Here is a 15,053-nt window from a genome sequence, read left to right on the forward strand (position 1 = left end):
CGAGCTTCGCCGCGCCTTTCGCTGGCTGCTCAAAGCCTGACGAGCATCTTGCCCATGTTCCTGCCGGAAAACAGGCCGAGGAACGCGTCGGGCATCTTCTCCAGCCCCTCGACCACGGTTTCCTCGCGCTGCAACTTGCCGGCCTTGGTCCATTCGCCCATGTCGCGGTAGAATTCGGCCATGCGGCTCAGAAAATCGCTGACGATGAAGCCCTGCAGGCGGATGCGCGCGCCGATGATGCGGGCGATATAGCGCAATTCGGTCGGCTCGGCCGAATTGTAGATGTCTATCATGCCGCAGATCGCGAAGCGCGCGCGCTCGTTCGCCACCGCCAGCGCGGCGTCGAGATGGTCGCCGCCGACATTGTCGAAATAGACGTCGATCCCGTCCGGCGCGGCTTCCATCAGCGCCTTCACCACCGAGGTGCCGGCCTTGTAGTCGATCATCCGGTCGGCGCCGAGCGAGCGGACCCAGTCGCACTTCTCCTTCCCGCCGGCCGAGCCGATCACGGTCATGCCCTTCGCCTTCGCCACCTGGACGACGGTGGAGCCGACCGCGCCGGCGGCGGCCGAGACGAACACCGTGTCGCCCGGCTTCGCCTCCGCAACCGAAAGCAGGCCGAAATAGCCGGTCATGCCCGGCATGCCGAGCTGACCGAGAAACGCCTGTTCGGGCACGCCGATATCGGGGAGTTTCTGCGCACGGCTCGCATCCACCACGGCCTCGTCCCGCCAGCCTTCCATGTGCTGGACGAGGTCGCCCCTGGCGAAGCCCTCCGCCTTGCTCTCGACGACTTCGCCGACGGCGCCGCCCTGCATCGGCTCGCCGAGCTGGAAGGGCGGGACATAGCTTTTCACGTCGTTCATCCGGCCGCGCATATAGGGGTCGACCGACAGCCAGCGATTGGCGACCCGGATCTGGCCCTCGGCAAGGTCGGGCAGGTCGATCGCCTTCAGCGCGAAGTCTTCGTTGCCGGGAAGCCCCCTGGGCCGCCGTTCGAGATGCCATGCCTTCGCCATCGCCTGCTCTCCTGTCTTCCGGTGTGCGAAAACAATATCGCCGATCCGTTTCAACACGCAATCTATGATCGCGGATCTTTGTCGTGATCGGTGCGCGATGCCGGTTGCATCTGGCAGGACATGTCGGTAAGGGGAGCGGCCCCGGCGAGGCAGCGCCTCATGTCCGGGTCCATGGCGGGGCCGTAGCTCAGTTGGGAGAGCGCTGCAATCGCACTGCAGAGGTCAGGGGTTCGACTCCCCTCGGCTCCACCACCCCGCCACTCCCACAATGTCATCCGCTTTCTTCGTTGAACGCGCTTCGGAGCGGAATCGCGCCGGTATCGCAAGTGCGCCGATATGCCGATCGCTTCAGGCGCCCTCAGCATCGGTGAAATGTTCGCGCGATGTTTACTGACTCGCGTCAGTCCTTCCGCGCGACCTGGAACCCGGCGAAGGATTGGCTGACCGGCATCAGTTCCAGCGTGTTGATGTTGAGATGCGGCGGCAGCTCGGCGACCCAGAGCATGGTGCCCGCGATGTCGTCGCCGGTCATCGGATCGGCGCCGCCATAGAGCTTGTCGGAAGCTTCCTGGCTGCCGCCGGTGCGGACCAGCGTGAATTCCGTTTCGACCATGCCCGGTTCGATCGAGGTTACGCGCACCCCGGTGCCGTGCAGGTCCGAGCGCAGGCCGAGCGAGAACTGGCGGACGAACGCCTTGGTGCCGCCGTACACATTCCCGCCGGGATAGGGATAGGTCGCGGCCACCGACGACAGGTTGATGATCGCGCCCTTGGCGGAAATCAGCACCGGCAGCAGCCGCCTCGTCAAAGAAATGAGCGCGGTGATGTTGGTGTCGACCATCACCTTCCAGTCGTCGAGCGCGCTGTCCTGCGCCGGGCTGGTGCCGAGCGCGAGGCCGGCATTGTTGACGAGGAGGTCGATGTCGCGGAAGCCCTCGGGAAGCGCATCGAGTGCCGCGTCGCGTGCCGCATCGTCGCGGATGTCGAAGGCGCATCCCTGTACCTTGTCGGCGCCGAGTTCCGCTACCAGTGCATCGAGTCGTTCCCGGCGCCGCCCGGTCGCCACGACGCGCCAGCCTGCGTTTGCGAAAGTGCGGACGGCCGCCTCGCCGATCCCCGCCGTGCCGCCGGTGATGAGGACTGTGCGCATGATCGGTTCTCCCATTTCCTGTTCGTCCGTTGTCCCGAGCGACGTCAAGGGACCTGAATGGCGGACCGTGTCTCGACTTCGCTCGACATGAACGCGGTGGCGGGCGCTTGCTTTCCCGTTCGTCGTCCTGAATCAAGTTCAGGATGACGGTTGAGGCTGGAGCGCGTCATCCCCTGAGCGTCGCGCCCCGTTTCTCGGCAGCCTTCACCACCTTGTCGGCGATGGCCCTGATCTCTTCGTCGGTGAAGCTCTTGGCCGCAGGCTGGAGCGTGACCTCGACCGCCATGCTCTTCTTGCCTTCCTCGATCCCTTCGCCGGTGAAGAGGTCGAACAGGCGCGCATCGACGATCGCCTTTTTATCGGCGCCGCGCACCGCGCGGACAAGGTCGTCGGCAGACAGATCGGCCGGTGCCAGAAAGGCGAAGTCGCGGCGCACCGGTTGCAGCGCCGGTGGCGTGTAGGCCGGGCGCATGAAACCGGCGCTGCGCTTTTCCGGGATCGCGTCGAGGAAGATCTCGACCGCCGCCACCGGGCCGGCGAGATCGAACGTCCTGAGCAGCCCCGGATGAACCACGCCGAACGTCGCCAGCACGTTCTTCGGCCCCAGCCGGAGCGTGCCCGAGCGACCCGGGTGCCAGCTATCGCCGGCCTCGCCCATCACCATCAGCTTGTCCGCGGGCGCACCCGCGGCGGCGAGCAGCGAAAGCGCTTCGGCCTTGGCGTCGAACGCGTCGAAATGCTGCGCCTTGCCGCTGTTCCAGCCGCGCGGGGACTTCTCGCCCGCCATGACCAGCGTCAGCGTCGGACGCTCACGGGATTTGGCGCCGTCCGCCAGATAGCGCCGGCCGATCTCGAACAGCCGCACCCCGTCGGCACCGCGATCGATGTTGCGCCGCGCCGCCGACAACAGGCCGGGGAGCAGCGACGGGCGCATGACCTTCAGATCCTCGCTGATCGGGTTGGCGAGTATCCATGCGCCGCCGCCGAACGGCTTCGCCTCGTCCTCGGACACGAAGCTCCACGTCACCGCCTCGTGAAAACCGCGCGATGCGGCCGCGCGGCGAATGCGGCGTTCGAGCTTCTGTTCGGCGGTGGCGGTGGGCGTGGCGACGCCGGGAACACGCGCGAGCGGCGACGCCGGCACCTTGTCGATTCCTTCGATGCGGATGACTTCCTCGACCAGATCGGCCGGGCCGTCGATATCGCGCCGCCATGTGGGCACGGTCACCTGCCAGTCGTCGGCGACGGTGAAGCCCAGGCCTTCGAGAATGGCCTTCTGGCGATCGCCTGCGACGGCGAGACCGCCCAGCGTTTCCGCGCGGCCGGGATCGTAGCGGAGCGTGCGCGGTTCGACCGGGGGTCGGCCGGCGCGGGTGACGCCGCTGGCCGTGCCGCCGCACAGGTCTAGCACCAGCCCCGTCGCGATCGCCAGTCCGTCGTCGAGAAAGGCGGGGTCGACACCGCGCTCGAAGCGCTGGCGCGCGTCGCTGGTCAGGACGAGCGCCTGGCCGGTGCGCGCGATATGGTCGGGATCGAAATACGCGCATTCGATCAGCACGTCGGTCGTGCCCGCGCTGACGCCCGAATCCTCGCCGCCCATGATGCCGCCGATATCGTGGACCTGCGCATCGTCGGCGATGACGGTCATGCTCGCATCCAGCGTGTAGGTCTTGCCGTTGAGCGCGGTGACGGTCTCGCCGGCGCGCGCCTTCCGCGCGACCAGTCCGCCGGTCAGCTTCGCCCGGTCATAGACGTGCAGGGGGCGGCCGAGATCGATCATCACGAAATTGGTGATGTCGACCAGCGCCGAAATCGGCTTCTGCCCGATCGCGGTCAGGTAGCGCTGCATCCAGTCGGGCGAGACGCCGTTGGTGACGCCCGAGACCGCCTGCGCGTAGAAAGCCGGGCAGCCCTCGGCATCGTCGGTGCGGACGTCGGGGCCTTCGCCTTCGCCCGCGACCGGCTCTACCGCGTCCCGCCGATAAGCCTCGGTGAGCGGCTTGAGCGTGCCGATCCCCGCAGCAGCGAGATCGCGCGCGATGCCGCGCACGCCCATGCAATCCTGCCGGTTGGGCGTGATCGATACGTCGATGACCGGATCGGTAAGGCCGGCATAGTCGGGATAGGGCCGGCCGACCGCCTCCTCCGCATCGGCGCCCAGTTCGATGATGCCTTCATGCGCGTCGCCCAGTTCCAGTTCGCGCACCGAACACATCATGCCGTTCGATTCGACGCCGCGGATGGCGGCGACCTTCAGTTCGAACCCCGATCCGGGGACATAGACGCCCGGCGGGCCGAACACGCCGATCATGCCGGCACGCGCATTGGGCGCCCCGCACACGACCTGCAAGGGGCCGCCGCCGGCGTCGACCGAGAGCACCTTCAGCTTGTCGGCATCGGGATGGGGTTCGGCGCTCAGCACCCTGGCGACCTTGAACCCGGCGAGCTTTTCGCCCGGATTCTCGATGCCCTCGACCTCGAGCCCGATCCGCGTCAGCGCCGCGGTGATCGCGTCGATATCGGCGTCCGTATCGAGATGCTGTTTGAGCCAGCTAAGGGTGAATTTCATTTTTCTTCCCGTCACCCCAGCGAAGGCTGGGGTCTATGTCTTTATCGGGTGGCCCATCGGCCAGCCATGGACCCCAGCCTTCGCCGGGGTGACGAAATCAGGCCCCGACGCCTCCGCTCAACGTCGGCACGTCGAGCGCCGAGAAGCCGTAATGCCTGAGCCAGCGCAGATCGCCATCGAAGAAGGCGCGCAGGTCATCCATCCCGTATTTCAGCATCGCCAGCCGGTCGATGCCGCAACCGAAGGCGAAGCCCTGCCACTCGTCGGGATCGAGCCCGCAGGCGGCGATCACCTTCGGATGCACCATGCCGCTGCCGAGTACTTCCATCCAGCCTTGCGATCCGCCGATGACGCGCTTGCCCTTTTCGACCGAGAAACCGACATCCACCTCGGCCGAGGGCTCGGTGAAGGGGAAGTAGCTGGGGCGCAGGCGAAGCACGACATCGTCGCGCTCGAAGAATGCCTTGAGGAACGTCTCGAGCGTCCATTTGAGGTGGCCCAGCGTGATCCCCTTGTCGATCACCAGCCCTTCGACCTGATGGAACATCGGCGTGTGGGTGGCGTCCGAATCCGAACGATAGGTCCGTCCCGGCGCGATGATGCGGATCGGGGGCTCGCTTTGCATCATCGTGCGGATCTGCACCGGCGAGGTATGCGTGCGCAGCAGCATCTTCTGCTCGCCCGATTCTTTCGCCGGGAAGTAGAAGGTGTCGTGCATCGCCCGCGCCGGATGGGTGTCGGGGATGTTGAGCGCGGTGAAATTGTGCCAGTCGTCCTCGATCTCCGGTCCCGTCGCCACCGCGAAGCCGAGATCGGCAAAGATTTCGGCGAGTTCGTCCATCACCTGGCTGACCGGGTGGACGGTGCCGGCCGCGGGCATGTCGACCGGCAGCGTCATATCGAGCGTCTCGCTCGCCAGCTTGTCGGCGAGCAGCGCGGCTTCGAGCTTTTCCTTGCGGGCGCCGATCGCTGCGTTGACCGCCTCGCGCAGGCCGTGGATGCGCGGTCCCTGCACCTGCCGTTCGTCGGGCGTCATCTTGCCGAGCGACTTGAGGAGCGCGGTCACGCTGCCCTGCTTGCCGAGCGCGTGGACGCGCACCGCTTCCAGCGCGTCGGGCCCCGCGGCCATGTCGATCGCGGCGAGCACGTCCTGGCGAAGCTGATCGATTTCGTCTGTCGTCAATTTGGTGCTCCGGCGGCTTCGGGCCGCATATGTGTCATCTGCTATGCAGAGGCTCGAAGCCCAAACCGCGCGCGAGATCAACCCATTCCGGGTTCACTCGTTCGATAAGGCGCAGTCCTTCGCGGGAATGACGAGGGAGTTGGTCCGGGCGCTAAAATGAAAAAGGGGCGCCGACATCGCTGCCGGCGCCCCTTTTTCTCGTATTACGCCGAAGGCGTCAGGCGGCCTTGGGCAGTGCCGCCTTGGCCTGCTCGACGATCGCCTTGAAGGCGTCGCCTTCGTGCATCGCGATGTCGGCGAGGACCTTGCGGTCCAGCTCGATTCCGGCGAGCTTCAGCCCGTGCATGAACTGGCTGTAGGTCAGCCCCTCGGCGCGGACGCCGGCGTTGATGCGCTGAATCCACAAGGCGCGGAAGGACCGCTTCTTAACCTTGCGGTCGCGATAGGCGTACTGGCCGGCCTTTTCGACGGCCTGGCGCGCGATGCGGATCGTGTTCTTGCGACGGCCGTAATAGCCCTTCGCCTGATCCAGAATGCGCTTGTGCTTCGCCCTGGTGGTCGTGCCACGCTTTACTCGTGCCATGGTCGGTTCTCCTTACTTCAGGCCGTAGGGCGCCCACTGGCGCACATGGGCTACGTCGGAGTCGGACAGGACCGAGGTGCCACGGTTCTGGCGGATATATTTGGCGTTGTGGCTGATCAGCCGGTGGCGCTTGCCGGCAACGCCGTGCTTCACCTTGCCGGAGGCGGTGAACTTGAAGCGCTTCTTGACACCGCTCTTGGTCTTGAGCTTGGGCATTTTCGTCTCCTTATATGTTCGACGATCGCGAACGGCCGCGGCAGCCCTGTTGGCCGGACAGTTCCATTGAATCGCGGAAAGGCGGTGCGCTTAGCCGAGCTTTGCGGCGAATGCAAGCATGCGCGCGGGGGAACCGATCGGGCCTGGGCGGATTTTACCGCCATGGCGGACCGGGACACTCCGATCGCGGCGGTCGATACCGCCCAGGCCGACGAACCCCCCGTTCTGCCGGACACCGGATCACGAGCCGACGATCGCACGCCGCACAACTGGCCGCGCTGGGCGAAGATCGCGCTGCGCACCGTCATCGGCATCGTCGCCGTGCTGTTTCTCGCCTGGCTGACGCTCTACATCACCAAGGGACGCTTTCTGAAGCACAGCTTCGAGCGCATCGCCAGCGCACAGACCGGCCGCACCGTTCGCGTCGCGGGCGATTTCCAGTTCTATTTCAACCCGGTGAACATCAAATTCTACGCCGAGGGGCTGAGCGTCTCCAACCCCGCCTGGGCGGGCGAGGGCAATTTCTTCGACGCCGGCAGGATCGACACCGACATCGCCACGCTGACCTTCCTGTTCGGCGATCGCCGGGTGAACTGGCTCGACCTCGTCGATGGCGAGGTGAACCTGAAATGGGATGCCGACCGGCGGCGCAACACCTGGACGTTCGGCGATCCGAACCGGAAGGGCGAGCCGCTCGACCTGCCGACGATCCGTCGCGCGAGCTTCGCCGGCACGACGATCCACTACGATGATCCGAAGATGCGGCTGACCGCCGATGTCGACGTCCGGACGGTGAAGACGAGCGGCACGCGCTTCCGCGACGCGATCCGCTTCGACGGCAAGGGGACCGCGCGCGGCAATGCCTTCACCATGACGGGCGCGCTGCTGTCGCCCAATTCCACGGTCGAAGGCGGGCAGAATCAGCTCGCGCTTCACCTGCGCGGCGCACGCACCGATGCCGACATTACCGGCACGCTGCCCGGTCCGACCGAGCTGGAGGGGGCGAAGCTCCATATGGACGTGCGCGGCAGCAACATCGCCGACATCTTCGCCGTCGCCGGTATCGCAGTGCCCGACACGCGAACCTATCACCTGACCTCGGCGGCGACGAAGCAGGGCGAGGAATGGCGCTTCGCCGGGCTGAAGGGCACGTTCGGCGACAGCGATCTGGCGGGCAGGCTGACGGTGCGGACGGGCGAGCCGCGATTGAAGCTGATCGCCGACCTGACGACCGACACGCTCGACATCGTCGATATCGGACCGTTCATCGGCTATGATCCCGACCGGCTGGAGGCGCAGGGCGGCAAGGGTGCGATCCGCACCGTCGGCGGCCATCCGCGGCTGCTGCCCGACGCCGAGTTGCGCGTCGAGGCGCTCAGGAATTTCGACGCCGACCTCGATTACCGCGTCCGCCGCGTTCGCGCGAAGAACCTGCCGGTGTCGAACGTCGACCTCGCGCTGACGCTCGACGACCGGCTGCTCACGCTCTCGCCGCTGACCTTCGACATGGCGCGCGGCCATGTCAGTTCGGACATCAAGATCAATGCGCGGAAATCGCCGGTCTTCACCGAATACGACATCCGCCTGTCGCCGACGCCGATGGGCGTGCTGCTCGCCGGCTGGGGCGTCGAGCAGTCGGGCACCACCGGCACGCTGAAGGCGCGGGTGAAGATGACCGGAAGCGGCGACACCGTCCACCAGTCGCTCTCGCACGCCAATGGCCGGATCGCGATCATCATGCCCAAGGGCAGTTTCTGGACGCGTAACGTCCAGCTTTCCGAACTCGATGTCGGCACTTTCGTCCAGAAGATGTTCGAGAAGAAGCTGAAGGAGCCGGTGCAGATCAATTGCGGGCTGATCGGCTTCACCGTGCGGGACGGGATCGCCGCGGCCGATCCGATCCTGATCGACACGGACAAGAACGTGATGCTCGGCCATGGCGGTTTCAGCTTCAGGAACGAGGCGCTGGACCTCGCCTTCCGCGCCGATTCCAAGAAGTTCTCGCTGTTTTCCGGTCAGTCGCCGGTCGGGATCGGCGGCTATTTCGCGGCACCCGAGATCGACGTGGTGAGTCCCGAACTGCTCGGCCGCGCGGGCAGTGCGATCGGTCTCGCGGTGGTCGCCACGCCGCTTGCCTCCGTCCTCTCCTTCGTCGACATCGGCGATGCCAAGGCCGCCGCTTGCGGACCGGTGCTGAGGGGCGCGCGCGCCGCCGCACAGCGCACGAGCAAGGGCGAGCGGCGCGACGATGTCGGCGCGGGAACCACGGCGAAATCCGAAAACGGCAAGCAGTCCGGCGACGAGACAAAGCAGCAGCGCAAGAAGTTCCTCGGCATATTTTGAACGCTGCCGTGCTACCCCGCAAAGATCGAGGGTCGGAACGGGAGGAGCATTTCCTGGTGCAGAGGATCGGGAGCCGACCGGCGGTATCGTCCCTGTGCCCGTGCGCGAAGAACGGGGAAGGGTGGCTTGCCAGGAACGGGCGGTTGGTTCTAGCGCGTGCCGCCATGAACGATCCCGCTACCATCCGCCGCCTCTATGGCCGCCGTCAGGGCCACAAGCTCCGCGCCGGGCAGCAGGAACTGGTCGACACGTTGCTGCCGGAAGTCGCGGTGCCCGAAACGGGTGCGATCACCGCCCGCACCCTGTTCGGCGACGCCGAGGGGCAGGGGCGCCCGCTCGAGCTGGAGATCGGTTTCGGCGCCGGCGAACATCTTGCCGGCCAGGCGGCGGCGCGGCCCGATCACGGTTTCATCGGTTGCGAGCCCTTCCTCAACGGCGTGGTCGGCGCGCTCGGCCATATCCGCGACGATGGCCTGCAAAATGTCCGCCTGCACATGGGCGACGCGCTGGAGGTGATCGAGCGCCTGCCGGATGCCGGCCTGACGCGTGTCTATCTGCTTCACCCCGATCCGTGGCCCAAGGCGCGCCATGCCAAGCGCCGTATGGTCAATCACGGTCCGCTCGACATGATCGCGGCGAAGCTGAGGCCGGGCTGCGAGTTCCGCCTCGGCACCGACGACCCCACTTATTGCCGATGGGCGATGATGGTGATGAACCAGCGCCGCGACTTCGCATGGCAGGCGGCCGGGCCGGACGACTTCCTCACCCGCCCCGACGGCTGGCCCGAAACCCGCTATGAACGCAAGGCGCGGCGCAAGGGCCATGAAGTCTGGTACTTCCGCTATCTGCGCGTGTGAAAATGCCGGCAATATCGCAAAACATCTTGTTTACGGACTTGTCGTACCGTCGCGGTCGCTCAACAGGAGTCGAACCGATGAACGACAAGACCGAGCCCGAGAAAGAGCGTCGCAGGAACGGTGACCGCCGGCGGGTCGACGATCCCGTTTATGCCGGCCCGGAACGCCGCAAGGGCGACCGCCGCCGGACCGGCCGCTGATCCGGGCGGCACCGGTGCCGCCCGCGGATACGCGCTTCCTCCATGCTCTGGTAGCCGGGGCGGCTCGCGGATGCCCATGGACGCGCGGAACAGCGCTGCCGCTTCGACCGAAATCGCTATCGCTGCGCGACACGGTGCGCGCACTTATCCGTTTCCGCGAAAGCCCGGATACAGCATCATCCCGCCATCGACGTACAGCGTCGTGCCGGTGACGTAATCAGCGGCATCCGACACCAGCCACGCAACCGCCTCGGCCACGTCGCCGGGCTCGCCGATCCGGCCGTAAGGGATCAGTTCGAGCAGCTTCTTGAAACTTTCCTCGTTGCTCCAGACATCTTCGTTGATCGGCGTGCGGATGGCGCCCGGCGCCACGGCATTCACGCGGATACCGTCCTGCGCCACCTCCTGCGCCAGCGTCTCGACCAGCATCCGCGCGCCGCTCTTGGCGGCGGCATAGTTGATATGGCCCGCCCAGGGGATACGGTCATGGACCGAGGTCATCGACACGATTGCGCCGCGGGCGCGAAACGGTGCAGTATCGCCGTCCTGCGCGCGGAACCGCCGCACCGCCTCGCGGGCGCACAGGAACTGGCCCGTAAGGTCGAGGTCGATCACCGCTCGCCATTGCTCCAGCGTCATATCGGCGATCGGCGCATCCTGTTGCGCACCCGAATTGGCGACCAGAATATCGACCCGGCCGAACGTCTCCACGGTCGCGTCGAACAGGTGGCGTACCCCGTCCTCGCGCGACACGTCGGCGCCCACCGCGACTGCCTCTCCGCCCTGTCCGCATATTTCGGCGGCAAGCGCCTCGGCCGGTTCGCGGTGCGAATGATAGTTCACCGTGACGGCCGCGCCGTCCAGGGCCAGCTTGCGCGCCACCGCCATGCCGATGCCCGAACTCGCCCCAGTGACGATGGCGACGGGGCGCTGTTTGTCCGAATCTGTCATGTCGGCCAGAACCGCGCAGGCGGCGATCCGGTTCCCCCGGCGTCAGCCCTGGCCGCTGTGCTTCCAGGTGCGCCGGAGGAGCGTCGCGGCGATTGCCGGCAGTCCCGGCTTCACGAACAGCCAGTCGCGGATCGCCGGTCCCTTTTGCGCGCCGATCACGCTTTTGTAGCCGCTGTCGCCCGCGCCCCAGTCGACGGTCGTGATGCCGTCGCCGAGGGCGCGTATCAGGTTGCGATAGTAAAGCAGCCTGCCCGGCGAGTGTTTTGCGAAAGCGGGATCGAAACTGTTGGCGACGGCGTGTTTGAGCGCGCCCAGATTGAGGTCGAAGGAGAAGGCCGCCGGCCGGCCGTCCACCCGCAGGACCGCTGCCCACATCATGTCCGCCAGCACCGGATCGGCTGCCGCTGTGCGCCAGAAAGCGCCGTGGCCGCGCCGCGTGAACTTGGCGTCGCGCCCGTCGGTTTCCGCCGCGATCCAGCTCGCCTGTTCCACCGCCGCAAGATCGTCGAACAGCGCATCAGTCCAGTCGGCGCCGCTTGCGAAGGACCAGTCCAGCGCGCCGTGGTTGCCCAGGTGTTTTTCGTGAAAGCGGTTCTTCTTCAGCGTCGACTTGCGCGGCCAGATCCCTTCTACGCGCTTTTCCGCCATGTCGAGCAGATAGCTGTCGGCGACGAACCGGTCGAGCGTGCGCCAGCCCAGCGCGTCCGCCGCCCTGCGCATCTGACAAAGCGTCGGATCGTCGTCATATATGGGGCCGATACGCAGCGCCCGCACCGCGCGGCCGAGCCCGCCGAACAGCGCCTCGAACGTCTCCAGTCCGACATCCTCGCGCGCCGGAAAGCTGCGATAGGGCCAGTAACAGCCGGGGACCGCCGCGACGCCGGCCCAGCCGGGGCCGAGCCGGACCATGGGCAACGCGATCGCCGCTTCGCCGTCGCGGCTGACCGTCAGGGTACGAGCCTCGCCGCCATAGGCTGCGAGCGCGGCCGCGAACCAGCCGTAGCGCAGGAACCGGTGCTGCGGCCGCGCGGCCTGCGCGACGGCATCGATCCCGGCGGACAGGCCGTGATCGAGCCGTATCTCGAGCGCCGGCGACAGACGGGGAAAGGCTGCGGGAGAAAGCGGGCGCGACATGTCCCGTACCGTAACAACCGAACCTTACCAGCATGTGGACGCGCCGCTATCCAAAGGAAAATTTCATTTCACGGCTGTCCGCCCCTTGCGGAGCGGCGAAAAGCAACCGCATAACGTGGATCAATGCCGTTCACACCGGTCCTGTCTACTGTCGCAGAGACGATTTCCGTCGCCGTCGCGCCGGTATTTCTGCTGGCCGGCATCGCCGGCACGCGCAACGTGTTCGCCGGGCGCCTGTCACGCCTGCTCCCCGTCGAGGTCAGCGTTTCGGTGAGGGCCCTGCCCGTGCGCGACGAACTTCTGGAGCGTAGCCGACCATGACCCTCGATTTCGAACGCCGCGCCCTCCAGTTGATGGTCGGCGTGCTGACGCTGATCCCGCTCTATGTCGGCTTGCGCAGCCTGTTCGGCGGGCCGGCCTGGATCGGCGGCGTCACGGCCGTTCCGGTCGATCTCGACAGTCATTTCCGCTATCTTTCGGGGCTCTTTGTCGGGCTGGGAATCGGCTTTGCCAGTTGCGTGCCGCATATCGAATGGCGCGGCGGGCGCTTCCGGTTGCTGGGCGGCATCGTGATCGCCGGCGGGATCGGCCGGCTCCTTTCCTATTTTGCAGTGGGTGAGCCGTCGCACGGCCAGATGATCGGGCTTGCGATCGAACTCGTCGTTGTGCCGCTGTTGCTCCTGTGGCAGGCGGCGCTCCACAGCCGCTGGCGCCGCCTGCGCATGCCGATCGTCTGAGCGCGCACAAGGTCGGCGGTCCCGTCCGGTTCCGGCGGAACGTCGGCATGGAACAGGGTAGCGCGGTGCCGCTCGCGCGCGGGCGGGCGGATCGGTCGCCTGGTCGTGCCGGTAGTTGTCGGCGTCGGCCGTCGCCGGCTCGGCCGGATCGGTGCCGATCTTCCGCTGAAAATCGTATGGCGACGCGGCTGACCAGGCCCGTGGCTGCCTGCGGCCCGACCGGCACGTTCACGAGGATCCGGTTCCGACATTACGTTTGCGGCGCTGATTGCCGCCAACAAAAAGGGCCGGAAGGATCGCTCCCTCCGGCCCCGTTTCGATGGTTCGCCTGAGCGAACGGGTGCGGACTTAGAAGTCCATGCCACCCATTCCGCCCATGCCACCCATTCCGCCCATGCCGCCGCCGGCACCGGCGCCGCCGCCATTGGACTTGTCCTCGGGCAGTTCGGCGACCGTGGCTTCGGTCGTGATGAGCAGACCGGCGACCGAGGCGGCGTCCTGCAGCGCGGTGCGGACGACCTTGGTCGGGTCGATCACGCCGACGGACACCAAATTCTCATAGGTGTCGTTGGCCGCGTTGAAGCCCATGTTCGCATCGTTGCCGTCGAGCAGCTTGCCCGACACCACGGCACCGTCGAAGCCGGCATTCTGCGCGATCTGGCGGAGCGGAGCGTAGAGCGCCTTGCGGACGATATCGACACCGCGGGTCTGGTCGTCATTCTCGCCGGCCAGGCCTTCGATCGCCTTGGTGGCGTAGAGCAGGGCCGTACCGCCGCCGGGGACGATGCCTTCTTCGACGGCTGCGCGCGTGGCGTGCAGGGCGTCGTCGACGCGGTCCTTGCGCTCCTTCACCTCGACCTCGGTCGCGCCGCCGACCTTGATCACCGCAACACCGCCGGCGAGCTTGGCCAGGCGCTCCTGCAGCTTTTCGCGGTCATAGTCGCTGGTGGTCTGCTCGATCTGCTGACGGATCTGCTCCGTGCGCGCCTTGATCGATTCGGCATCACCCGCACCGCCGACGATGGTGGTGTTGTCCTTGTCGATGGTGACGCGCTTGGCCGTGCCGAGCATGTTCAGCGTGACGTTCTCGAGCTTGATGCCGAGATCCTCGCTGACGACTTCGCCCTTGGTCAGGATCGCGATGTCCTCGAGCATCGCCTTGCGGCGATCGCCGAAGCCCGGCGCCTTGACCGCCGCGACCTTCAGGCCGCCGCGCAGCTTGTTGACCACGAGCGTGGCCAGCGCCTCGCCCTCGATATCCTCGGCGATGATGAGCAGCGGACGGCTCGACTGCACGACCGATTCGAGGATCGGCAGCATCGTCTGCAGGTTGGAGAGCTTCTTTTCGAAGATCAGGATATAGGGATCCTGAAGCTCGACGTTCATCTTCTCCGGATTGGTGACGAAATACGGGCTCAGATAGCCGCGATCGAACTGCATGCCCTCGACCACGTCTAGCTCGAAATCGAGACCCTTGGCCTCTTCGACGGTGATCACGCCTTCCTTGCCGACCTTTTCCATGGCCTCGGCGATCTTTTCGCCGACTTCCTTGTCGCCATTGGCGGAAATGGTGCCGACCTGGGCGATCTCCTGGTTGCCGGAGACGTCCTTGGACCGGTTCTTGATGTCCTCGACGACCTTCTTGACGGCCATGTCGATGCCGCGCTTCAGATCCATCGGGTTCATGCCGGCGGCCACCGACTTCATGCCTTCGCGCACGATCGAGCGGGCGAGCACGGTCGCGGTGGTGGTGCCGTCGCCGGCGACGTCGTTGGTCTTCGAGGCGACCTCGCGGACCATCTGCGCGCCCATATTCTCGAACTTGTCCTTGAGTTCGATTTCCTTGGCGACCGTCACACCGTCCTTGGTGATGCGCGGCGCGCCGAAGCTCTTGTCGATGACGACGTTGCGGCCCTTGGGGCCGAGCGTGACCTGCACCGCATCGGCGAGAATGTCGACACCGCGCATGATGCGTTCACGAGCATCGCGCGAGAATTTCACGTCCTTCGCTGCCATATATTCTATCCTTTCGAAACTATCGTCATCCCAGCGAAAGCTGGGATCGGGTGCGGCCAATGCCGCTTAATGTGGCCAGAGATCCCGACTTTCGT

14 protein-coding genes and 1 tRNA gene are annotated in these 15,053 nt (G+C 66.2%); 6 read left to right on the forward strand and 9 right to left on the reverse strand.

Annotated features, from left to right (window positions below):
* Window positions 1–29: 29 nt before the first annotated feature.
* Window positions 30–1,019: an NADP-dependent oxidoreductase gene (locus tag RPR59_RS03880; protein ID WP_313916853.1), complete on the reverse strand. Its 990-nt coding sequence runs from the start codon at window positions 1,017–1,019 to the stop codon at window positions 30–32.
* Between the two features lie 176 nt (window positions 1,020–1,195).
* Here RPR59_RS03880 and RPR59_RS03885 point away from each other — a divergent pair.
* A tRNA-Ala gene (locus RPR59_RS03885) sits at window positions 1,196–1,271 on the forward strand.
* Between the two features lie 148 nt (window positions 1,272–1,419).
* On the opposite strand, the gene RPR59_RS03890 is transcribed toward RPR59_RS03885, so the two are convergent.
* The 5 genes from RPR59_RS03890 to rpmI form a co-directional block, all read right to left on the reverse strand.
* Window positions 1,420–2,169, reverse strand: coding sequence for an SDR family NAD(P)-dependent oxidoreductase (locus tag RPR59_RS03890; protein WP_313916855.1), 750 nt, complete (start codon window positions 2,167–2,169; stop codon window positions 1,420–1,422).
* Between the two features lie 166 nt (window positions 2,170–2,335).
* Entirely contained in the window at window positions 2,336–4,738 is a 2,403-nt protein-coding gene (gene pheT / locus RPR59_RS03895) for a phenylalanine--tRNA ligase subunit beta (protein WP_313916858.1), read from the reverse strand.
* A 97-nt stretch (window positions 4,739–4,835) separates the two neighbouring features.
* Entirely contained in the window at window positions 4,836–5,867 is a 1,032-nt protein-coding gene (gene pheS / locus RPR59_RS03900; protein ID WP_313918314.1) for a phenylalanine--tRNA ligase subunit alpha, read from the reverse strand.
* A gap of 271 nt (window positions 5,868–6,138) precedes the next feature.
* Entirely contained in the window at window positions 6,139–6,504 is a 366-nt protein-coding gene (rplT, locus tag RPR59_RS03905) for a 50S ribosomal protein L20 (RefSeq protein ID WP_313916860.1), read from the reverse strand.
* A 12-nt stretch (window positions 6,505–6,516) separates the two neighbouring features.
* A complete protein-coding gene (gene rpmI, locus RPR59_RS03910) occupies window positions 6,517–6,720 on the reverse strand; it encodes a 50S ribosomal protein L35 (protein ID WP_313916862.1) in 204 nt (67 codons plus the stop codon).
* Window positions 6,721–6,882: 162 nt separating this feature from the next.
* Between rpmI and RPR59_RS03915 the strand changes: the two genes are divergently transcribed.
* The 3 genes from RPR59_RS03915 (at window position 6,883) to RPR59_RS03925 (ending at window position 10,120) form a co-directional block, all read left to right on the forward strand.
* The gene (locus RPR59_RS03915; protein WP_313916865.1) at window positions 6,883–9,063 is read left to right on the forward strand and encodes an AsmA family protein; all 2,181 of its coding nucleotides are present in this window, start codon (window positions 6,883–6,885) and stop codon (window positions 9,061–9,063) included.
* A 164-nt stretch (window positions 9,064–9,227) separates the two neighbouring features.
* Window positions 9,228–9,920 carry a tRNA (guanine(46)-N(7))-methyltransferase TrmB gene (trmB, locus tag RPR59_RS03920; RefSeq protein WP_313916868.1) on the forward strand — a complete coding sequence of 231 codons (693 nt, stop codon included), beginning with the start codon at window positions 9,228–9,230 and terminating at the stop codon, window positions 9,918–9,920.
* Between the two features lie 77 nt (window positions 9,921–9,997).
* Entirely contained in the window at window positions 9,998–10,120 is a 123-nt protein-coding gene (locus RPR59_RS03925; protein WP_313916870.1) for a hypothetical protein, read from the forward strand.
* Window positions 10,121–10,264: 144 nt separating this feature from the next.
* Here the strand turns inward: RPR59_RS03925 and RPR59_RS03930 are convergent, their stop codons facing one another.
* Both RPR59_RS03930 and RPR59_RS03935 read right to left on the reverse strand, forming a co-directional pair.
* Entirely contained in the window at window positions 10,265–11,071 is an 807-nt protein-coding gene (locus RPR59_RS03930; protein ID WP_313916872.1) for a glucose 1-dehydrogenase, read from the reverse strand.
* A 42-nt stretch (window positions 11,072–11,113) separates the two neighbouring features.
* Window positions 11,114–12,205 carry a GNAT family N-acetyltransferase gene (locus RPR59_RS03935; protein ID WP_313916874.1) on the reverse strand — a complete coding sequence of 364 codons (1,092 nt, stop codon included), beginning with the start codon at window positions 12,203–12,205 and terminating at the stop codon, window positions 11,114–11,116.
* Between the two features lie 123 nt (window positions 12,206–12,328).
* Between RPR59_RS03935 and RPR59_RS03940 the strand changes: the two genes are divergently transcribed.
* On the forward strand, window positions 12,329–12,526 hold the full coding sequence (locus tag RPR59_RS03940) for a hypothetical protein (RefSeq protein WP_313916876.1): 198 nt from the start codon (window positions 12,329–12,331) through the stop codon (window positions 12,524–12,526).
* Complete coding sequence (locus RPR59_RS03945; protein WP_313916878.1) at window positions 12,523–12,942, forward strand: DUF4345 domain-containing protein; 420 nt, start codon at window positions 12,523–12,525, stop codon at window positions 12,940–12,942. Before RPR59_RS03940 ends, RPR59_RS03945 begins: the two co-directional genes overlap by 4 nt.
* A gap of 348 nt (window positions 12,943–13,290) precedes the next feature.
* On the opposite strand, the gene groL is transcribed toward RPR59_RS03945, so the two are convergent.
* The gene (gene groL, locus RPR59_RS03950; protein WP_313916880.1) at window positions 13,291–14,958 is read right to left on the reverse strand and encodes a chaperonin GroEL; all 1,668 of its coding nucleotides are present in this window, start codon (window positions 14,956–14,958) and stop codon (window positions 13,291–13,293) included.
* Window positions 14,959–15,053 lie beyond the last annotated feature (95 nt).

It is taken from the genome of Stakelama saccharophila (assembly GCF_032229225.1).
GTDB lineage: Bacteria > Pseudomonadota > Alphaproteobacteria > Sphingomonadales > Sphingomonadaceae > Sphingomonas > Sphingomonas saccharophila.